The sequence below is a fragment of the Kitasatospora sp. NPDC051984 genome, assembly GCF_044593455.1.
Lineage (GTDB): Bacteria > Actinomycetota > Actinomycetes > Streptomycetales > Streptomycetaceae > Kitasatospora.
The window spans coordinates 163,188-184,567 of record NZ_JBIUCB010000006.1 but is presented as its reverse complement, the minus strand read 5'-3'; the positions used below and the strand labels follow the sequence as shown (position 1 = coordinate 184,567).

15 protein-coding genes are annotated in these 21,380 nt (G+C 71.3%); 5 read left to right on the top strand and 10 right to left on the bottom strand.

The genetic code is table 11. From position 1 onward, the window contains the following. Window positions 1-10: 10 nt before the first annotated feature. From ACIHEI_RS14495 to ACIHEI_RS14475, 5 genes are all read left to right on the top strand, one after another. Entirely contained in the window at window positions 11-1,975 is a 1,965-nt protein-coding gene (locus tag ACIHEI_RS14495) for a serine/threonine-protein kinase (RefSeq protein ID WP_396606849.1), read from the top strand. Window positions 1,976-2,049: 74 nt separating this feature from the next. Then, entirely contained in the window at window positions 2,050-3,348 is a 1,299-nt protein-coding gene (locus tag ACIHEI_RS14490) for a DUF2786 domain-containing protein (RefSeq protein ID WP_396606848.1), read from the top strand. A 37-nt stretch (window positions 3,349-3,385) separates the two neighbouring features. After that, the gene (locus ACIHEI_RS14485; RefSeq protein ID WP_392949511.1) at window positions 3,386-4,411 is read left to right on the top strand and encodes an ADP-ribosylglycohydrolase family protein; all 1,026 of its coding nucleotides are present in this window, start codon (window positions 3,386-3,388) and stop codon (window positions 4,409-4,411) included. Window positions 4,412-4,415: 4 nt separating this feature from the next. Next, a complete protein-coding gene (locus ACIHEI_RS14480; RefSeq protein WP_392949514.1) occupies window positions 4,416-5,138 on the top strand; it encodes a VWA domain-containing protein in 723 nt (240 codons plus the stop codon). 47 nt (window positions 5,139-5,185) lie between these two features. Beyond that, the gene (locus ACIHEI_RS14475; RefSeq protein ID WP_396606847.1) at window positions 5,186-5,470 is read left to right on the top strand and encodes a hypothetical protein; all 285 of its coding nucleotides are present in this window, start codon (window positions 5,186-5,188) and stop codon (window positions 5,468-5,470) included. A gap of 19 nt (window positions 5,471-5,489) precedes the next feature. On the opposite strand, the gene ACIHEI_RS14470 is transcribed toward ACIHEI_RS14475, so the two are convergent. The 10 genes from ACIHEI_RS14470 to rpoB all read right to left on the bottom strand — a co-directional run bounded on the left by ACIHEI_RS14470 (window position 5,490) and on the right by rpoB (window position 21,230). Next, window positions 5,490-6,464, bottom strand: coding sequence for an ADP-ribosylglycohydrolase family protein (locus tag ACIHEI_RS14470; protein WP_396606846.1), 975 nt, complete (start codon window positions 6,462-6,464; stop codon window positions 5,490-5,492). A gap of 33 nt (window positions 6,465-6,497) precedes the next feature. Next, window positions 6,498-7,709 carry a cytochrome P450 gene (locus ACIHEI_RS14465; RefSeq protein ID WP_396606845.1) on the bottom strand — a complete coding sequence of 404 codons (1,212 nt, stop codon included), beginning with the start codon at window positions 7,707-7,709 and terminating at the stop codon, window positions 6,498-6,500. Between the two features lie 60 nt (window positions 7,710-7,769). Further along, window positions 7,770-8,519, bottom strand: a complete 750-nt coding sequence (locus ACIHEI_RS14460; RefSeq protein WP_396606844.1) for an SIR2 family NAD-dependent protein deacylase — start codon at window positions 8,517-8,519, stop codon at window positions 7,770-7,772. Next, window positions 8,516-9,097 (bottom strand): hypothetical protein, encoded by a 582-nt coding sequence (locus tag ACIHEI_RS14455; RefSeq protein WP_396606843.1) that lies wholly within the window; start codon window positions 9,095-9,097, stop codon window positions 8,516-8,518. The genes ACIHEI_RS14460 and ACIHEI_RS14455 overlap by 4 nt, the downstream gene beginning before the upstream one ends. A gap of 274 nt (window positions 9,098-9,371) precedes the next feature. Next, entirely contained in the window at window positions 9,372-10,046 is a 675-nt protein-coding gene (locus tag ACIHEI_RS14450; RefSeq protein ID WP_396606842.1) for a response regulator, read from the bottom strand. A 14-nt stretch (window positions 10,047-10,060) separates the two neighbouring features. Beyond that, window positions 10,061-11,221, bottom strand: coding sequence for a sensor histidine kinase (locus tag ACIHEI_RS14445; protein ID WP_396606841.1), 1,161 nt, complete (start codon window positions 11,219-11,221; stop codon window positions 10,061-10,063). A gap of 105 nt (window positions 11,222-11,326) precedes the next feature. Further along, a complete protein-coding gene (locus ACIHEI_RS14440; RefSeq protein ID WP_392949534.1) occupies window positions 11,327-12,778 on the bottom strand; it encodes a WGR domain-containing protein in 1,452 nt (483 codons plus the stop codon). Window positions 12,779-12,885: 107 nt separating this feature from the next. Continuing rightward, a complete protein-coding gene (locus ACIHEI_RS14435; RefSeq protein WP_396606840.1) occupies window positions 12,886-13,557 on the bottom strand; it encodes a DUF4097 family beta strand repeat-containing protein in 672 nt (223 codons plus the stop codon). Between the two features lie 190 nt (window positions 13,558-13,747). Beyond that, window positions 13,748-17,641 (bottom strand): DNA-directed RNA polymerase subunit beta', encoded by a 3,894-nt coding sequence (locus tag ACIHEI_RS14430; RefSeq protein ID WP_387644405.1) that lies wholly within the window; start codon window positions 17,639-17,641, stop codon window positions 13,748-13,750. A gap of 115 nt (window positions 17,642-17,756) precedes the next feature. Beyond that, window positions 17,757-21,230 carry a DNA-directed RNA polymerase subunit beta gene (gene rpoB, locus ACIHEI_RS14425; protein ID WP_043914627.1) on the bottom strand — a complete coding sequence of 1,158 codons (3,474 nt, stop codon included), beginning with the start codon at window positions 21,228-21,230 and terminating at the stop codon, window positions 17,757-17,759. Window positions 21,231-21,380 lie beyond the last annotated feature (150 nt).

Sequence of the window (21,380 nt, the reverse complement as noted above, 5' to 3'; positions counted from 1 at the left end):
AGGGGGCAGCATGCACAGCACGCAGTACGGATGGACGGACAGTCCGTTCTGGACGAACACCGTGCTGCCGGTGCTCGTCATGCTGCTGGTGCTGCGGCTGATCACCGTCTTCACCCTCGGCCGCAGTCAGCACGGCTACCGGGCCCGGCTGTTGAGCCGTGCGCGGCGGGCCCAGATCCGCACCCTGCTGGCCGGGGACGCCTCCCGCCGCCGGTCCGAACTGCGGGCGCTGTCCACCGCGTACCCGCCACAGTGGATCGCCTCCGCGGTGGAGCTCGTGCTGCCGGTGCTGATCGGCGGCGCGCTCACCGTGCTGATGTGGATCGCCATGCACCACCACTTCGAGGGGCCGGACGCCGCCGACCAGGAGGCGGTGCGCAACACCCCGCCGTGGCTGGCGGCACGCGCGCTGCCGGCGCTGTTCGGCGGCGACGGCGGGCTCGGCGCGGCCCTGACCGGCCTCGTGCTGACCGCGCTGTGGCAGCTGCTGTGGGCCCGCACCCGGTTCCTGGTGCTGTGCACCCGGATGCCGTCCGGCACCTGGGAGCACTCCTGGCTGCGCCGCTACCTGGTGCCGGTGCTCGCCGCCCAGTTCCTGCTGATGCCGCTGGTGCTGCCGAACGGCGCGCTGATCGCGCTGGTGGCGTGGCAGCTGTGCTCGCTGTACGCCACCCGCCGGCTGAACCTGCTGCCGATGGCCGCCGCCGCGCCGCCGCTGACGGGTGTCGCCGCGTCCGCCGAGGCGCCGGCCGGGGCGGTCCGGGACACCGTCGACACGCTCGGTGCGGCCGCCTCCGCCCGCCTGCAGTCGATCCGCGAGACCCGCGCGGCGCAGCGCACCCGCCGCGAGCGGGAGGCCGCCGCGCGGGCCGCCGCCGCGCAGACCGAGGCGGAGGTCGCCGCCCGGGACGCCGAGATCGCCCGGGCGGTGGTCGCCGAGTCCGAGGCGCTGCGGGCCGCCCGGGACGCCGAACAGGCCGAGGCGGCGGCCCGGTTCGCGGCCGAGCCCACGGTGAGCGGCTCCCCCGCCGCCGCGGCCACGCCGACGGTGCTGGGCAGCACGGTGCGCGACCGGGACGGGCTGCCGACCGTCGACGCCAAGCCGCTGCCGAACGGGGCGCCCACCGCGATCGGCGCGTACCGGCTGCTCGGGCTGATCGGCTCCGGCGGGTTCGGCACCGTCTACCTGGCGCGACGTCAGGGCTCCGCCACCCAGGTCGCGCTGAAGACCCTGCACGCCGACACCGAGCACGACGAGGAACTGCACCGCCGGTTCGAGAACGAGGCGAAGGTGCTGGCCCAGGCGCCCGCCGCGCACACCGCGCGGGTACTGGACACCGGCGTCGCCGGCGGCACCCCGTTCATCGCCATGGAGCTGCTCGACGGCCGCCCCCTGCAGTCCCTGCTGCGCGAGCGCGGCACCCTCGCCGACCCGGCCGCGCTGCGCGCGCTCGCGGTGGCGCTGGCCGTCGCGCTGGACGCCCTGCACCGCGGCGGTCTGGTGCACCGCGACCTGAAGCCGTCCAACATCATGATGACCAGCGACGGCCCCAAGCTGCTGGACTTCGGCATCTCGCTGATGGCCGACCACACCCGGCTGACCCGGACCGGCGGCATGGTGGGCACGCCCGTCTTCATGGCCCCGGAGCAGCTGGCCGAGGGCCCGGTCGGCCCGGCGGCGGACGTCTGGGCGTGGGCCTGCTGCCTGGTCTGCGCGGCGTACGGCGAGAGCCCGTTCGCCACCGCCAACCAGTACGCCGTGTACCACCGGATCGTCAATGAGGCCCCGTCCCCGGCCGGGATCGCCGCCGTCCGCGCGCTCGACCCGGCGCTGGCCGACGCCGTCGAGCGCGCCCTCGCCAAGGACCTCGCCGACCGCCCCGCCGACGGGGCGGCGCTGCTGGCGCTGCTCACCGCCGACGGCACCCCGGCGCAGCGGCAGATCGCCCGCGGCTGGGAGGCCCTGGCCGGCTGACGGACTCGCCGGTCGGCGCGCTCCGGCATCATGGGGAGCGCCCCTCCCCCGCGCCCCCAGGAAGCAGGACCGCCGTGACCAGCACCGATCAGCCCGTGGACGAGCTGCTGGCGGAGGCGGTGGGCCGGGTGACGGGCGCGCCGGCGGACGGGTTGGAGTTCGTGGTGGACGGCGCGGCCTCGCTGCTGGCGGCGTCCGCGGACCGGTGGCCGCTGGTGAGCCGGGCGCTGCTGGGCTTCGCGGACCGGGCGGTGGGCCGGTGCTGGGCGGCGGGCTGGCGGCCGGCCGACCTGGTGCGGGTGGCGCGGCGCGAGCTGGGCCCGGTGCAGGTCGCCCTGGCGGTGGACCTGATCGCCGCGGAGGGCCGCCGGCACCCCGCCGCCGCGCTGGACCGCCGGTGGCGGGAGCAGCTGCGGGAGTTGGAGGCGGAGCCCTGGTGGCCGTCCGACGAGGCGTACCTGCAGGCGTTCGCGGACCGGCACCGGCTGGACCGGTTCGCGCTGGCCACGGCGGTGCTGGAGCTGCTGCGGACATGGGCGCTGTTGCCGCCCGTCCAGCCGGTGGGCCCGGCGCCGGGGCAGTCCGCGCCGCGGGTGAGCGCGCCGCGCAGCGGGGAGCCGCGGATGCTGGGGCGGATCCGGGCGCTGCTGGCGAAGGCCGAGTCGACGGAGTTCCCGGACGAGGCGGAGGCGCTGACCGCGAAGGCCCAGGAGTTGATGGCGCGTCACTCGATCGACGAGGCGCTGCTGTCGGCGGGCGGGCCGTCGGCGGACGAACCGGCGGCGCTGCGGATCGGCGTGGACAACCCGTACGAGGGCCCGAAGACGATGCTGCTGGACGCGGTGGCGGCGGCGAACCGGTGCCGGGTGGTGTGGGCGAAGGAGTTCGGGTTCTGCACGGTGATCGGGTTCGACGCCGACCTGGACTGCGTCGAGCTGCTGTACACCTCGCTGCTGGTGCAGGCGACTTCGGCGATGCAGCGGGCGGGCAGCCGCAAGCACAAGGACGGCGCGGCCCGGACGAAGGCGTTCCGGCAGTCGTTCCTGGTGGCGTACGCTGCGCGGATCCGGGAGCGGCTGGCGGAGGCGACCGAGCGGGCCACCGAGGACGCGGCGGCCGGGCGCCCCACCGAACCGGGCGAGCCGGGCGGTGTCGAGGACGACGGCGGTTCGCTGCCGGTGCCGGCCCCGGACGGCGGGCTGCTGCCGGTACTGGCGGCCCGGGCGGAGGCCGTGGACGATGCGGTGGGCAGGATGTTCCCGAAGCTGGTGTCTCAGCGGGTGCGGGTGAGTGACGGAGAGGGCTGGGTCGAGGGCCGGGCCGCCGCCGACCGGGCCACGCTGCACCGGGGTTCGGGACGGATCGAGCGCTGACAGGGCGTCGGCGCAGCTCAACGAGGGGGGATTGCGGATGGAGTTCTCGGAGCGGGTGCGCGGCTCGCTGGTCGGCGGTGCGCTGGGCGACGCGCTGGGGTGGCCGATCGAGTTCCTGCGGCTGGACACCATCCGGCAGCGGCACGGCGAGGCCGGCCTGACCGACCTGGCGGACGCCGACCGCGGCGGCCAGGTCACCGACGACACTCAGATGACCCTGTTCACCGCGGAGGGCCTGCTGCGTGGCGGCCGCCGCGAGGACCTGCACGCCGCGTACCGGCGCTGGTTCCAGACCCAGCGGCTGCCGGGCCCCGAGCGTTTCCCGGACGGCTGGCTGGCCGGGCAGGAGTTCCTGTACGCGTCCCGCGCGCCGGGCAACGCCTGCATGACGGGCGTGGTGCTGGACTACACGGAGGCCGTCCCGTTCGGCCAGGAGGGCCCGGTGAACCCGGGCTCGAAGGGCTGCGGCACGGTGATGCGCTCGGCGCCGTTCGGACTGGCCGGCCTGGGTGCGGACGAGGCGTTCCGGCAGGCCGCGCTGGCCGCGCAGCTGACACACGGTCACCCGACGGGGTATCTGGCGGCCGGTGCGTTCGCCGCGCTGATCGAACGGGTGTCGGCCGGGGTGCCGCTGCGGGCGGCGGTGGCCTCGACGCTGGCGAGGCTGGTGGCGATGCCGACCAACGCGGAGACCACCGAGGCGCTGCGCCGGGCGGTGCGGGTGGCCGACGAGGGCCCGGGTTCGCCGGAGTCGGTGGAGCGGGTCGGCCTGGGCTGGATCGCCGAGGAGTGCCTGGCCGTCGCGGTGTACGCGGCGCTGGTCGGTGCCGACGCCCGCGAGGCGCTGGTGCTGGCGGTCAACCACTCCGGCGACAGCGACTCCACCGGCGCGGTCTGCGGCAACCTGGTCGGCGCGATGTACGGCCTGTCCGCGCTGCCCGCCGACTGGTGCGCGATCGTCGAGGGCCGGGACGTCCTCCTGCAGGTGGCCGACGACCTGGTGTCCCACGCCCGCGGCGACCGGGCGGCGCTCGCCGACCGCTACCCGCTGCCGGTCGGGTGACCCGGTGGGCCTGAGTCTGGAGAAGGTGTCGGCCACCGCGCCCGGCCTGATCGACCTGTACAAGTCCGCGCGGGTGAGCCTGACCAAGCGCGGGCTCCAGCACGCCCGGGCCGCCGTCTACCTGGTGCTCGACCGCTCCGGCTCGATGCGGCCCCACTACCGGTCCGGGGCCGTCCAGCACTTCGCCGAGCAGGTGCTGGCGCTCTCGGCGCACCTCGACGACGACGGCCGGGTGCCGGTGGTCTTCTTCTCCACCGGGGTGGACGGCATCGCCGAGATCTCCCTCGACGACCACCTGAACCGGATCGGCCGCCTGCACTCCGCGCTGGGGCACATGGGCCGGACCAACTACCACCTGGCGATGAAGGCGGTGATCCGCCACTACCAGCTCTCCGGCGCCACCGACCCGGCCCTGGTGGTGTTCCAGACCGACGGCGGCCCCACCTCCCGGGCGGCCGCCCGGGACATGCTCTGCCTGGCCGCCGAACTCCCGATCTACTGGCAGTTCGTGGGCTTCGGCGACCCCGCCGACCAGGAGTTCGCCTTCCTCCGCCGCCTCGACGAACTCCCCGTCCCCGCCCGCCGCCCGGTCGACAACGCCGGCTTCTTCCCCGCCGGCCAGGACCCGCGCGCCCACACCGACGCCGACCTGTACGACCACCTGCTGACCGGCTTCCCGGAGTGGCTCACCGCGGCCCGCGCTGCCGGAACCCTGGACGGCGGCTGACCGCCCTGTGCCATGATCGGCCTGCATCACCGACGTCGGGGGGACGTGTGAGCCTGCTCGGCGAGCCGCTCATGGTCGCCTCCGTCGCGCTGGCGATCAAGCGCGCCCGCGACCGGCGGCGGTTCCGCCAGGACTTCCACGAGTACTCGCAGGTCTTCCCCTCGCGGGTCGCCGGGTGGAGCACCGCAGACCTCTGCCAGCGCTGCCACGTCGCCTTCATCCCGGCCGGCTCGCTCGGCTCCCCCGAGGCGCAGGCCGCCCCGGTCCCCGCGTTCCGGGCACTGGTCGCGACGGTGGCGGCGGACCTCCGCTCGCGCGGGCTCCTGACGTAGCGGGACGTTCGCTCTCGCGTCAGTCCCAGAGCGCACCGAACGCGAGCAGCTCCTTGCGGTACTCGATCCGCTCCACCCACTCCTGCGGCCACGCGCCCTCGCCGTACCGGGCGCCGGCGAAGGCGCCGGCCAGGCAGGCCAGGGAGTCGGAGTCGCCGGAGGAGACGGCGGCGCGGCGGACGGCGGCGACGGGGTCGTCGGGGAGCAGCAGGAAGCAGAGCAGGGCGGTGGCGAACGCTTCCTCGGCGACCCAGCCCCCGCCCGTCCGCTCGCAGGGGTCGGCGTCCAGCTCGCCGGCGGCGAGGGCGGCGTCGAGGCGGTCGAGGGCGAGGAGGCACTCGTCCCAGCCGCGGGCGATGAACTCCTGCGGAGAGCCGAAGTGGCCCCGGGAGGCGAGGTCGCCGAGCCAGAACTCGTCGTAGTGGGTGCGTTGTTGGTGGGCGTGGGCGCGCAGCCAGGCGGGGAGTTCGGAGGGGTGGGTGCCCTGGGCGAGCCAGCGGACGGTGAACGCGGTGAGTTCGCTGGCGGCCAGCGCGGTCGGGTGGCCGTGGGTGAGGCCGGACTGGAGCTGGGAGGCGCCGGAGACCTGCCGGTCGGTCAGCTCGCGGACCAGGCCGAGCGGGGCGACCCGCATGTTCGCGCCGCAGCCCTTGGAGCCGATGTCGGACGCGTCCTGCCAGGGCCGGCCGGTGGAGAGCCGGAAGCAGGACCGCAGGCAGGTCATGCCGGGGGCCCGGTTGTTGTCCGGGGAGCGCCACCAGTCCACGAACTCCTCGCGCAGCGGCAGTTCGAGGCGCAGCGGGACGAGCGGGCCCTCGGCGAGGCCGGTGCGCAGGGCGCGGGCGAGTGCCAGTGTCATCTGGGTGTCGTCGGTGACCTGGGCCTTCTTCGGCAGCGGGAGCTGCCGCCAGTCGGGGCTGAGCAGCCCGATCTCGTCCAGGTTCAGGAACTCGGTGCGCTTGCCGATGGCGTCGCCGATCGCCAGCCCCAGCATCGCTCCTGTCGCCCGCCCCACGGCATGCCCCTCTCAGACCTCGACCAGCAGTTCCTTGAGTCCGCGGATCACGTAGCCGGGGTTCCACTCGGGTTCGCGCACCAGCGTCAGCCCGGGGGCCTTGCGGAGCAGTGCGCCGTAGGACTCGGTGAGTTCAAGTCTGGCAAGGGGCGCGCCGAGACAGAAGTGAATTCCGGCGCCGAAGGTGATGTGCGGGTTGTCGGTGCGGCCGAGGTCGAGCCGGTCGGGGTCGGTGAACCGCTCGGGGTCGCGGTTGGCGGAGCCGAACAGCAGCGCCACCTCGGAGCCGCGCGGGATCCGCACGCCGCCGACCTCGATGTCCTCCAGCACCCAGCGTTCGAACATCTGCAGCGGGGTGTCGTACCGCATCAGTTCTTCGATCGCGGTGGGCAGCAGTTCGTCCACCGCGCCGCGCAGCCGGGCGAGTTCGCCGGGGTTGCGGAGCAGCGCCCACCAGCCGTTGCCGGTGGTGTTGACGGTCGCCTCGTGGCCGGCGTTCAGCAGCAGCACGCAGGTGGAGATCATCTCCTGCTCGCTGAGCACCTGCCCGTCCTCGACGGCCTGGGCCAGCGCGCTGATCAGGTCGGTGCCGGGTTCCTCGCGCCGGCGGCGGATCAACTCCCGCAGGTAGGCGGAGAATTCGAGGCTGGCGGTGACCGCCCGGCGGGCGGTGTCCTCGCTCGGGTTGAGCTCGAACATGCCGGTGATGTCGGCCGACCAGGGCCGCAGCAGGTGCCGGTCCGCCTCGGGGACGCCCAGCATCTCGGCGATCACGGCGACCGGCAGCGGCTCGGCGACCTTCGCGATCAGGTCGCCGCCGCCGTCGGCGAGCAGCCCGTCGACCAGTTCGCCGGCCAGCCGCCGCACGGTCGGGCGCAGCGACTCCACCATGCGCGGGGTGAACGCCTTGGCCACCAGCCGCCGGATCCGGGTGTGGTCGGGGCCCTCCAGGTCGAGCAGGCCGAAGTCGTTGAGGGTGTGGAACGGCTCGTGCGCGGGGTTCGGCGCGCTCTGCCCGAACTCCTCGTGGCTGAACCGGTGCGTGTAGGTGCGTCCCAGCCGCCGGTCCCGCAGCAGCGCGTTGACGTCCGCGTACCGGGACACCAGCCACTGGTCGCTCGGTTCGTAGTGGACGACCGGCGACTGCTCGCGCAGCACCGCGTACGCCGGGTACGGGTGGGCCACGAACTCGGCCGACCACGGGTCGAAGGCATCAAGCGCCATGGAGTTGTCTCCCTGCTCGTCAGATCGCCATCGTATGCCGTCCGACCTGCGGGTTTGTGCTCAGGCCCGGGCCAGGTCGCCGTTCACCAGCCGCCGGACCAGCTTCGGCAGCGCCTCCGAGATCGGCTCGCGGATCACCTCGTGCGCGGCCTCGTCGTACGCCGTGGGCTCGCCGTTGACGACGATCAGCTTCGCGCCGCGCTCCAGCGCGATCCGCGGCAGCAGCGCCGCCGGCATCACCTGCAGCGAACTGCCCACCGCCAGGAAGACCTGGCACGCCTTGGCGACCGCGTCCGCCTGCGCCAGCACCCGCTCGTCCAGGGCCTCGCCGAACATCACGGTGCGCGGACGCAGCACCCCGCCGCACTGCTCGCACGCCGGGTCGTCCTCCCCCGCCGCGACCCGCTCCAGCGCCGCCGCCATCGGACCGACCACCCGGCACCTGGCGCACTGCACCTCGGTGGCGGTGCCGTGCAGCTCGATCACTTTCCGGGCGGGCAGCCCGGCCGCCTGGTGCAGGCCGTCCACGTTCTGCGTCAGCACCCGCATCGGCACGCCCGCCCGTTCCAGGTCCGCCAGCGCCCGGTGCCCGGCGTTCGGCTCGGCACCGATCGCGCCGGCGTCCCGCCGCATCAGCCAGGACCGGCGGCGCACCTCCGTGCTCGCCAGGTACGGGCCGATCGTCACCATCTCCTGCGCGCTCGGATCGCGCTGCCAGAGCCCCTGCGGGCCGCGGTAGTCGGGAATCCCCGAGTCCGTGGAGATCCCCGCCCCCGTCAACACCGCCACCATCGGACGCTTCTCGCTCATGCCCCGGACGGTACGGCCCGCAGCCGGTTCTGACCACCCGTTATCACCGGCCAGAACGCCACCAGGTACAACGCCGCACCGACCGGCATGAAGTCCAGCGACGCCCCCATCAACACCGTGCCCACCAGCACCAGCACCGGGCTCCACCAGCGCACCACCCCGCGCACCGTCAGCCGCACCAGCAGCGCCAGCAGCCCCACGTACAGCATCATCGGCACCACCGTGTACACCAGCGGCATCACCCCCGGCACCGACTGCACCCGCTCGAACAGGTCCGAACGCGCCGCGTGGTCCGCGGAGACCGCGTTCGCGTACAGGTCGATGCCGCTCTGCGCCAGCCCGGCCATCACCCCCGCCAGACCCGCCCCCAGCCAGACCCGGCCCCAGACCCCCCGTTCACCACCGAGCCGCCACAGCTCCACCATGCCGAGACCCATCAGCACCATCCCCGCGAACAGCGCGAGGTGCCCGACCGTCCAGCCCGCCCCCACCCCCCGCGACCCCGGCACCAACCGCACCGCCCCGTACACCGCGAGCAGCCCCGCCGACCATCCCAGCGCCCGACGCCCCGTAACCATTGCCCAACCCCTTTGCGAGAGTGCCCTTTTCGACACCCCCAACCCTGCCGGGAGAGCCTGCGGCGCAACTCCCCCGCGACGGTGAAAGGTCCGCATCCCTCGCGAGGATGAGCCACCAGGGGCGCGGGGAACTGCGCGAAGCGGAAGGCACCCAACCGCAAGATCGCGACGCAGGACAATGACCTGCACGTGATCGCGACCTTGCGGACGTGGTGTGCGCTTGTCGCGCAGTTCCCCGCGCCCCTGTTCTCGCGCCCGCCCGCGTTCGCGCCCTCTACTCCCCCGCCGTCACCGCCCCCGCCTCGTACGCGAACACCACCGCATGCACCCGGTCCCGCAGCCCCAGCTTCTGCAGCAGGTTGCTCACGTGCGTCTTGACCGTGTGCTCGCTCACCACCAGCTCCGCCGCGATCTCGGCGTTCGACATCCCCCGCGCCACCAGCCGCAGAGTCTCCAGCTCCCGGGCGGTGAGGGTGCCCAGGAGCAGACCCAGCGGCCGCGAGACGGCCAGCGCCCCGCCCGCCTTCCGCGCGGTGACCTCGCCGATGACCCGCCGGGTGACGGACGGCGCGAGCAGGGCCTCGCCGGAGTTGACGACCCGGACGGCGTGGGCGAGGTCGTCGCGGCGGACATCCTTGAGCAGGAAGCCGCTCGCCCCTGCGTACAGCGCGTCGAACACGTAGTCATCGACGTCGAAGGTGGTCAGCATGATCACTTTGCAGCGGGGGAACTCGGCACAGACCCGGCGCGCCGCCTCCAGCCCGTCCATCACCGGCATCCGGACGTCGAGCAGCAGCACGTCGGGATCAAAGCTGCGCACAGCCTCTATCGCCTGCTGTCCGTCGCCGGCTTCGGCGACGACCTCGATGTCGGGTTGGGCGTCGAGGATCATGCCGAATCCGGCGCGGACCAGTTCCTGGTCGTCGGCGATCACCACTCGTATGGGCAACTGAACTTCCTCTCTCAGGCGTTGAGCGGCAGCACGGCGGCCACCAGGTAGCCCGGGCCGTCGGGCCGGGGGCCGGTTTCGACGCTGCCGCCGCAGGCGGCGGCGCGTTCCCGGATGGAGAGCAGACCGCGTCCGCCGGAGCGCCCGTCGATCCCGGCCCCGACCGAAACGGATGGCCCCCTCCCGTCGTCGGCGACCGAAACGGTCAGATCGGCACCGTCCCGAACGGCGACCCGCACCACGACCCGGCCCGCCCCGGCGTGCTTGACCACGTTGGTGAGGGCCTCCTGGACGATCCGGTAGGCCGCGGCCTGCACCTCCGCGGGCCCGGCCTCCTCGATGCGGGCGTCGACGTCGACGCCCGATTCGCGGACGCGGTCGAGGACCCCCGCGAGTTCGGCCAGCCGGGGCTGCGGGGCGAGCGCGGGCACCGCCCCGTCCTCCTTGAGTACGCCGAGTACGCGCCGGAGCTGGACCATCGCGTCGCGTCCGGAGTCGGCGATGGCGTCGAAGGCGCGGATCGCCCGGTCGGGGTTGCTGCGCACGACCAGTGGGCCGGCTTCGGCCTGGACGACCATCAGGGAGACGGCGTGGGCGAGGATGTCGTGCATCTCGCGGGCGATCCGGCCGCGTTCCTCGGCGACGGCCCGGGCGGCGTCGCTGGCGGCGCGCAGCCCGGCCTGCCGGGCGCGTTCGGCCTCGACGCCGGCCAGTCGGCGCAGCTCGCGCACCAGCGAGCCGACCACGAAGCTGCCGACGGACACCACCAGGCTGAACAGCGCGCCGCCGAAGGAGTGGGTGCCGATCACGTTGCCGATCACCAGGACGGCCAGCAGCACGGCGCGCTGCCAGTCCTTGCCGCGGTCGGCGGCGGTGTAGATGGCGACCGCCATGGCGACCTGGATCTGCGGCATCGCGAAGTGCGCCAGCACGGACAGCGCCATGGTGGGCAGCGAGCAGATCAGCAGCACCGCCCACGGCCACCGGCGCCGCCACCACAGCGGCACCGACCCGGCGAGCGCCAGCGCGTACGCCCACCACTTCCCGCCCGCACCTTCCGGGTCGGTCCACACGCCCATGACCGAGACCCAGACCGCCAGCGCGACCAGCGGCAGGTCCACCGCCCACGGCCGGGCCCTCCCCCAGGCCAGCAGGCCTTCCGTCCACTTCCCCATTCGCGCATCCTCTCGCATCGTCGGACGGCCGCCGCCCCTCCCCAGGGAACGCCGAAGGGCGCCCCCGACCGGGAGCGCCCTTGACGATGCGTCAATGACCGGGCGTCACAGCAGCCGCTTGATCTCTCCGCGCGCCCGGTAGAACCCGCCGGACGCGGACTCCCGCACCTCCGCCACCAGGTAGCGCGCCCCGGCGACGCGGACGTCCTTGGGGAACTGCACCCGCCAGGACGGGTCGAAGCCGGGCGACACCACCCGCACCCGCAGCCGGCTGCCGTCGGCGACGCACTCCACCTCGATGCCGCTGCCGGCCGCCGCGGTGACGCTGACGGTCTCCAGCACCGCGGACGACTCGACCCGGGCGAAGCCGCGGCCGGTGACCTCGGCGGTGGCCGGCAGGGTGCCCTGCTCGGCGGCCTGCACGGCGCCCGGCGAGGCGTCCAGGCAGGCCAGCGAGCCGTCGGTGGTGACGACGTACAGCCGCCCGTCGCGGTACTGCATGCTGTACGCGGAGCCGCAGCCGGTGCCGAGCTTCCACAGCCGGGTGCCGTCGGCAGCGAAGCAGTACACCGACGAGTGGTTGTCGCCGGCGAACACGTACTCGCCGTCCGGGGAGGCCGCGCAGGAGAACACCGCGGCGTCGCACTTGTACGCGGTGACCTCGGCGCCGTCGGACTTGCGCAGCCGGTGCACCCAGCCCTGCGAGGTACCGGCGAACACCTCGTCCCGTTCCTGCCAGCCGAACAGCACCTGGCCCTTGGTGCGGGTGTGCCACTGCTGGTCGCCGCCGCGCTTCGCGTACCGGCTGACGCCCGCCGAGTAGCCGTGGTAGACGGAGTCGGCGTCGCAGCGCACCATCCAGCCGGCGCTGCCGTCGGCCTTCCGCCGCCACTGGAACTCGTCCTCGTGGTCGACGGTGGTCAGCCCGCCGCGCGCGTCGGCGACGCCGAGCACGCCGTCGTGGATGTCCAGCCAGTAGATGTCGACGTCCTGGGCGATCTCGTACGCCACCCGCGGCACCTTGCCGCCCAGGTCGTACACCTTGCCGTCGTCGCAGCCCGCGTAGATCCACCAGTCGTCGGCGACGATGCACTTGACGCCGTCGGGGAGGCCGAACCGGCCGGTGACCTCACCGTCCCGGGTCAGCGTGTAGACGTCGCCGCTCTCGTTGCCGACCCAGGCGTGGTCCTCGCCGACGTACACCCCGAACGCGGGCGAGCCGGAGCGGAAGCGCCACAGCAGCGGCGCCTGGCGGGCGGTGGAGCGGGTCGAGGTGATCTCCCGGCGGGTCACCGCCCGGCGCTGGCGCACGCCCTGGACGGCCGGCGCGTAGCCCTTGCGGACCTTCTCGCCGATCTTCTTGGCGGCCGTGGCGGCGGCCTTCTCCGGGCTCGGGCATACCGTGGTCTTGGTCGTTCCCGGCTCGCCGATCCGGCCGTAGCGGATCGTCAACTCGGCGCCCACGACGGTGACTTCGTAGAACTTGTGGGCACTGCCCTGGTCCTCGGAGAGTTCCAGGTAGGTCACCTGCGGGTCTGCGGAAACGGTGGCAGACATGGCCGACGCCCCTTTCGGGCACAGAGTTCGGGGGGTGCCGGCGGGGCCCTCGCCACCTGCCGACACACCTCAATCTAGGCCCTGCCACCGACAGCCCCGACGGCCGGTCAGCTGTTGTACACCTGCACACCGCCGCTGTCGGCGCGGGCGATCAGGACGTGCGGCGCGCCGGGGGTCGAGGGCACCTTCACCTCGGTGCCGCCGCTGTCGGCGCGCGCGTCCACCTGGTACTGCTCCCCCGACGGCACCTTCACCTGCACGCCGCCGGACTCGGTGGTCATCTCCGCCCGGGCCGGCGCCTCGGCGAACCGGGCGTTCACGCCGCCGGACTCCACGGACATCTTCACGTTCTTGGACTTCAGCCCGAAGGCGTCGATCCCGCCGGAGCTCACCTTGGCGTCCACGTCGCCCGCCACGTCGTGCAGCTGGATGCCGCCGCTGGTCTGCTTGAGCGTCAGCTTCGTCCCGGCCGGCACGTGCACCTCGTAGCCGATCCCGCAGCTGCTGCAGGAGTAGGTGAGCTTCAGCACCCCGTCCTTGAGCTCGTGAGTGCCCTGCGGCTCCTCGTCCTTCCAGGCGCGCTTCTCCACCACCCGCACCGGCCCGTCGTCGACCTTCACGTCGATCCCGCCACTGGTCCCGTCGACCACCAGCTCGTTGACCTGACCGGGCACCTCGTACGACACCGTCTTGCGCTGCTGATCGCCCCACGGCCCGCAGCCCACCGCCCCGACCACCAGCAGTCCCACGACCGCCGCCGCCCCCATGATCCGCTTCACCGCGGCCTCCTTTCGACTTCCCCAAGTCTCCCGTCCCCCGGGGCCCCGGCGCCTCCCTCCACGGAGTGGTTCGGCCGCCTCCGTCCCCAGGGGGATCCCCTAGGTGAAACGCGGGGCCGGGAACGCCGCAGGGCGGCCACCCCGAGTGGGGTGACCGCCCTGCGGTTCAACCGAAAGATCAGCCGAAGGATCAGCCGGTGTACGGACCGTAGTCGTAGTCGTCCAGCGGGACGGCCTGACCGGAGCCCGCGCCGAACGGCGACAGGTCGTAGTCGTCGTAGCCGACGGCCGAGTACATCGCGGCCTTGGCCTCTTCGGTCGGCTCGACCCGGATGTTGCGGTAGCGGGGCAGACCCGTACCGGCCGGGATGAGCTTACCGAGGATGACGTTCTCCTTGAGGCCCAGCAGCGGGTCCGACTTGGCGTGGATCGCCGCGTCGGTCAGCACCCGGGTCGTCTCCTGGAAGGAGGCGGCCGACAGCCAGGACTCGGTGGCCAGCGAGGCCTTGGTGATACCCATCAGCTGCGGACGGCCGGAGGCGGGGTGGCCGCCCTCGGACACCACGCGGCGGTTCTCCTGCTCGAAGCGGCCGCGCTCGACCAGCTCGCCCGGCAGCAGCTCGGCGTCGCCCGACTCGATGATCGTCACGCGGCGGAGCATCTGCCGGATGATGATCTCGATGTGCTTGTCGTGGATCGACACACCCTGCGAGTTGTAGACCTTCTGGACTTCGGCGACCAGGTGGATCTGGACGGCACGCTGGCCCATGATCCGCAGCACGTCGTGCGGGTTGGTGGCACCGACGGTCAGCTTCTGGCCGACCTCGACCGCCTCGCCCTCGCTGACGAGCAGCTTGACGCGCTTGGAGACCGGGTAGGCGATCTCGTCCGTGCCGTCGTCCGGCGTGACGACGACCTTGCGGGTCTTCTCGGTGTCCTCGATGCGGACCCGACCCTGCGCCTCCGAGATCGGGGCGACACCCTTCGGGGTACGCGCCTCGAAGAGCTCGACGACACGCGGCAGACCCTGGGTGATGTCGTCACCGGCCACACCACCGGTGTGGAAGGTACGCATGGTCAGCTGGGTACCGGGCTCACCGATGGACTGGGCGGCGATGATGCCGACCGCCTCACCGATGTCGACCAGCTTGCCGGTGGCCAGCGAGCGGCCGTAGCAGAAGGCACAGGTGCCGACCGCCGACTCACAGGTCAGGATCGAGCGGACCTTGACCGCGCTGACGCCGTGCCGGATCAGCTCGTCCATCAGGACGTCGCCGAGGTCGGTGTTGGCGGTCGCGATCAGCTTGCCGTCGACAGTGATGTCCTCGGCGAGCATGCGGGCGTACACGCTGGTCTCGACGTCGTCGGCCTTGCGCAGCACACCGTCCGCGCCGACCTGGCCGATCTCCAGCTTGAGGCCGCGCTCGGTGCCGCAGTCCTCCTCGCGGATGATCACGTCCTGCGAGACGTCCACCAGACGACGGGTCAGGTAACCCGAGTCGGCGGTACGCAGCGCGGTGTCGGCCAGACCCTTACGGGCACCGTGGGTGGAGATGAAGTACTCCAGCACGGACAGGCCCTCACGGAACGAGGCCTTGATGGGACGCGCGATGGTCTCGTTCTTCGCGTTCGACACCAGACCACGCATACCGGCGATCTGACGCATCTGCATCATGTTTCCTCGAGCACCCGAGTCGACCATCATGAAGATGGGGTTCGTCTTCGGGAAGTTCGCGGCCATCGCGTCGGCGACCTCGTTGGTCGCGCGGGTCCAGATGCCGATGAGCTCGGACTTGCGCTCGTTGTCCGTGATCAGACCGCGCTCGTACTGGCGCTGGACCTTCTCCGCCTGCGCCTCGTAGCCCTCCAGGATGGCGGGCTTGCTCGGCGGGACGATGACGTCCGAGATCGAGACGGTGACACCGGAACGGGTCGACCAGTGGAAGCCGGCCGCCTTCAGGTTGTCGAGCGCCGCGGCGACGACGACCTTCGGGTAACGCTCGGCGAGGTCGTTGACGATCGCCGAGAGCTGCTTCTTGCCGATCTCGTAGTCGACGAACGGGTAGTCCTCGGGCAGCAGCTCGTTGAAGAGCGCCCGGCCCAGCGTGGTGGTGATCCGGAACGGCTCACCCTCGTGCCAGGTCGGCTGCCCGTCCTCGTCCACCGGCGGGGTCCAGCCGCGCGGCGGGACGGTGCCGGCGGCCATGCGCAGGTCGATGGTGGCCTGGACGTCCAGCTCGCGGGCGTCGAAGGCCATGATCGCCTCGGCGGTCGAGGAGAAGGAACGGCCCTTGCCCTTGACCTCCTCGCGGTCCGAGGTGAGGAAGAACAGGCCCAGCACCATGTCCTGGGTCGGCATGGTGACGGGGCGACCGTCGGCCGGCTTCAGGATGTTGTTCGAGGACAGCATCAGGATGCGGGCCTCGGCCTGCGCCTCCGCGGACAGCGGCAGGTGCACGGCCATCTGGTCACCGTCGAAGTCCGCGTTGAACGCGGTGCAGACGAGCGGGTGGATCTGGATGGCCTTGCCCTCGACCAGCTGCGGCTCGAAGGCCTGGATGCCGAGGCGGTGCAGGGTGGGCGCACGGTTCAGCAGAACCGGGTGCTCGGCGATGACCTCTTCGAGGACGTCCCACACCACGGGGCGGGCGCGCTCGACCATGCGCTTGGCCGACTTGATGTTCTGCGCGTGGTTCAGGTCGACCAGGCGCTTCATCACGAACGGCTTGAAGAGCTCCAGCGCCATGGCCTTCGGCAGACCGCACTGGTGCAGCTTGAGCTGCGGGCCGACGACGATGACCGAACGGGCCGAGTAGTCGACTCGCTTGCCGAGCAGGTTCTGACGGAAACGACCCTGCTTGCCCTTCAGCATGTCGCTGAGGGACTTCAGCGGGCGGTTGCCCGGACCGGTGACCGGACGGCCACGACGGCCGTTGTCGAACAGCGCGTCGACGGCCTCCTGCAGCATGCGCTTCTCGTTGTTCACGATGATCTCGGGCGCGCCGAGGTCGAGAAGCCGCTTCAGGCGGTTGTTGCGGTTGATGACGCGGCGGTACAGGTCGTTCAGGTCGGAGGTGGCGAAGCGGCCACCGTCGAGCTGGACCATCGGACGCAGGTCCGGCGGGATCACCGGGACGCAGTCCAGAACCATGCCCTTGGGCTTGTTGCTGGTCTGCAGGAAGGCGGAGACGACCTTGAGGCGCTTGAGCGCACGGGTCTTCTTCTGGCCCTTGCCGGTACGGATGATCTCGCGGAGGCGCTCGGCCTCCTCGCCCAGGTCGAAGGACTCGAGGCGGTCCTTGAGGGCCGCCGCGCCCATCGAGCCGGAGAAGTAGGTGCCGAAGCGGTCGCGCAGCTCGCGGTAGAGCAGCTCGTCGCCCTCGAGGTCCTGGACCTTGAGGTTCTTGAAGCGGGCCCACACCTCGTCCAGGCGGTCGATCTCGCGCTGGGTGCGGTCGCGGAGCTGCTTCATCTCGCGCTCGGCGCCCTCACGCACCTTGCGGCGGACGTCGGCCTTGGCGCCCTCGGCCTCCAGCTCGGCCAGGTCGGACTCGGCCTTCTTGGCCCGGGCCTCCAGGTCGGAGTCACGGCGGTTCTCGATCTGCTGGCGCTCGACCGAGACGTGCGCCTCCAGGGAGGGGAGGTCGCGCTGACGGCGCTCGTCGTCCACCCAGGTGATCATGTAGGCGGCGAAGTAGATGACCTTCTCGAGGTCCTTCGGCGCGAGGTCGAGCAGGTAGCCCAGACGCGACGGGACACCCTTGAAGTACCAGATGTGGGTGACCGGGGCGGCCAGCTCGATGTGGCCCATCCGCTCACGGCGCACCTTGGCGCGGGTCACCTCGACGCCGCAGCGCTCACAGATGATGCCCTTGAAGCGGACGCGCTTGTACTTACCGCAGTAGCACTCCCAGTCCCGGGTGGGACCGAAGATCTTCTCGCAGAAAAGGCCGTCCTTTTCCGGCTTCAGCGTGCGGTAGTTGATGGTCTCCGGCTTCTTCACCTCGCCGTGCGACCACTGGCGGATGTCGTCGGCGGTGGCCAGTCCGATGCGGAGCTCGTCGAAGAAGTTGACGTCAAGCACTGGTCGTCAAGCCCTCTTTCGTGATTCGAGAGTCTGTCTGTTGGTCTGAGGGGGGCCTGGGGGCGGGCCGACCGGGCTGCGTCGATTTAGAAGCAGCCGGCCGGCCCGACCTCCGTCAGACCTCTTCGACGCTGCTCGGCTCGCGCCGGGACAGGTCAATGCCGAGCTCCTCGGCGGCGCGGAACACGTCCTCGTCGCTGTCCCGCATCTCGATGGACTGGCCGTCCGAGGACAGCACCTCCACGTTGAGGCAGAGCGACTGCATTTCCTTGATGAGGACCTTGAAGGACTCGGGAATGCCGGGCTCGGGGATGTTCTCGCCCTTGACGATGGCCTCGTAGACCTTCACACGGCCGAGGACGTCGTCGGACTTGATGGTGAGCAGTTCCTGCAGCGCGTACGCGGCGCCGTATGCCTCAAGGGCCCACACCTCCATCTCACCGAAGCGCTGACCACCGAACTGCGCCTTACCACCGAGCGGCTGCTGGGTGATCATCGAGTACGGACCGGTCGAACGGGCGTGCAGCTTGTCGTCGACCAGGTGGTGCAGCTTGAGGATGTACATGTAGCCGACCGAGACCGGCATCGGGAACGGCTCGCCGGAGCGGCCGTCGAACAGCCGGGCCTTGCCGGTGGAGTTCACCAGGCGCTCACCGTCACGGGTGAGGGTGGTGTTGTCCAGCAGGCCGGTGATCTCGTCCTCGCGGGCGCCGTCGAACACCGGGGTGGCGAGGTTGGTGCCACCCTCGACGGTGTCCGCGCCGATCGCCTGCAGGCGCTTGGCCCACTCGTCGGCGAGGCCGGAGACGTCCCAGCCCTGCTTGGCGAGCCAGCCGAGGTGAATCTCCAGGACCTGTCCCGGGTTCATTCGGGACGGAACACCCAGCGGGTTCAGGATGATGTCGACCGGGGTGCCGTCCTCCAGGAACGGCATGTCCTCGACCGGCAGGATCTTGGAGATAACACCCTTGTTGCCGTGACGGCCGGCGAGCTTGTCACCGTTGGTGATCTTGCGCTTCTGGGCGACGTAGACGCGGACCAGCTGGTTCACGCCGGGGGGAAGCTCGTCGCCCTCCTCGCGGTCGAAGACGCGGACGCCGATGACCTTGCCGGACTCACCGTGCGGCACCTTCAGCGAGGTGTCGCGGACCTCACGGGCCTTCTCACCGAAGATCGCGCGGAGCAGGCGCTCCTCCGGGGTCAGCTCGGTCTCACCCTTCGGGGTGACCTTGCCGACCAGGATGTCGCCGGTGACGACGTCGGCGCCGATCCGGATGATGCCGCGCTCGTCGAGGTCGGCGAGGACCTCCTCGGAGACGTTCGGGATGTCCCGGGTGATCTCCTCGGGGCCCAGCTTGGTGTCACGGGCGTCGACCTCGTGCTCCTCGATGTGGATCGAGGAGAGGACGTCGTCCTGGACGAGGCGCTGCGACAGGATGATCGCGTCCTCGTAGTTGTGGCCTTCCCACGACATGAACGCCACGAGGAGGTTCTTGCCGAGGGCCATCTCGCCCTCGTCGGTGCACGGGCCGTCGGCCAGCACCTGGCCGGCCTCCACCCGGGCGCCCTCGTCCACGAGCACCTTCTGGTTGAAGGCGGTGCCCTGGTTGGAGCGGGTGAACTTGGCGGCGCGGTACGTGTTGTACGTGCCGTCGTCGTTGGCCACGGTGACGTAGTCGGCCGAGACCTCCTGCACCACACCGGCCTTGTCGGCGGTGATGACGTCCGCGGCGTCGACGGCGCAGCGGTACTCCATGCCGGTGCCGACCAGCGGCGCCTCGCTGCGGAGCAGCGGGACGGCCTGGCGCATCATGTTCGAGCCCATCAGCGCGCGGTTGGCGTCGTCGTGCTCGAGGAAGGGGATCATGGCGGTCGCGACCGACACCATCTGGCGCGGCGAGACGTCCATGTAGTCGATCTCGGTGCCGGGGATGTAGTCGATCTCGCCGCCACGGCGGCGGACCAGGACACGCGGCTCGGCGAAGGTCAGCTCCGCGGTCAGCGGGGCGTTGGCCTGCGCGATGACGAAGCGGTCCTCCTCGTCGGCGGTCAGGTAGTCCACGGCCTCGGTGACGACACCGTCGACGACCTTGCGGTACGGGGTCTCGATGAAACCGAACGCGTTGACCCGGCCGTACGAGGCCAGCGAGCCGATCAGACCGATGTTCGGGCCTTCGGGGGTCTCGATCGGACACATGCGGCCGTAGTGCGAGGGGTGCACGTCACGGACCTCGAAGCCGGCCCGCTCACGGGACAGACCACCGGGGCCGAGCGCGGACAGACGACGCTTGTGGGTCAGGCCCGACAGCGGGTTCGTCTGGTCCATGAACTGCGACAGCTGGCTGGTGCCGAAGAACTCCTTGATGGAGGCGACGACCGGCCGGATGTTGATCAGGGTCTGCGGCGTGATCGCCTCGACGTCCTGGGTGGTCATGCGCTCGCGGACCACTCGCTCCATGCGGGCGAGGCCGGTGCGGACCTGGTTCTGGATCAGCTCGCCGACGTTGCGCAGGCGACGGTTGCCGAAGTGGTCGATGTCGTCGACCTCGATGACAATGTCGCGGCCCTCGTCATCACGCCACTCGGTCTCGCCGGCGTGCAGCTTGACCAGGTACTTGATCGTGTTGATGATGTCGGGCTCGGTGAGCACACCGGAGTCCAGCGACTCGGCGTTGCCGAGCTTGCGGTTCACCTTGTAGCGGCCGACCTTCGCCAGGTCGTAGCGCTTCGGGTTGAAGTACAGGTTCTCCAGCAGCGTCTGCGCGGCCTCACGCGTGGGCGGTTCGCCCGGGCGCAGCTTGCGGTAGATGTCGAGGAGCGCGTCGTCCTGGCCCTGGGTGTGGTCCTTCTCCAGGGTGGCGCGCATCGACTCGTACTCGCCGAACTCTTCGAGAATCATCTCATTGGTCCAGCCGAGGGCCTTCAGCAGCACGGTGACCGACTGCTTGCGCTTGCGGTCGATGCGGACACCGACCATGTCGCGCTTGTCGATCTCCATCTCCAGCCAGGCACCGCGGGAGGGGATGATCTTCGCGGAGAAGATGTCCTTGTCGGACACCTTGTCCAGGGTGGAGTCGAAGTAGACACCGGGGGAGCGCACCAGCTGGGACACGACGACACGCTCGGTGCCGTTGATGATGAACGTGCCCTTGTTGGTCATGAGCGGGAAGTCGCCCATGAACACGGTCTGGGACTTGATCTCACCGGTCTCGTTGTTGGTGAACTCCGCAGTGACGAAGAGCGGGGCCGCGAAGGTGAAGTCGCGGTCCTTGCACTCGTCGATGGAGTTCTTCGGCGGCTCGAAACGGTGGTCCCGGAAGGTCAGGGACATCGACCCGCTGAAGTCCTCGATCGGGGAGATCTCCTCGAAGATCTCCTCCAGACCGGACTTGGTGGGGACGTCCTGACCGCTCTCCAGGGCAGCCTCGACCCGGGACTTCCAGGCCGCATTGCCGAGCAGCCAGTCAAAGCTCTCGGTCTGCAGGGCGAGGAGGTTGGGGACCTCGAGGGGCTCCTTGATCTTCGCGAACGAGACGCGGAGCGGGGCGGTGGATGCGGAATTGTTCGAGGCGTTGCGCGGCGCGGCCAAGAGGGGGGTCCTTCCGAGGGCTCGGAGCTCACTACGCGCATACCGTCCGCGCCATGGCCGAGGCGGAAAACCCCAGGTCAGGACAGGGGCCACTCCGGGCGACGAGTCACAGAGCAGCTAACAGGCAGCGCAAAGGGACAGTGTAGCCAA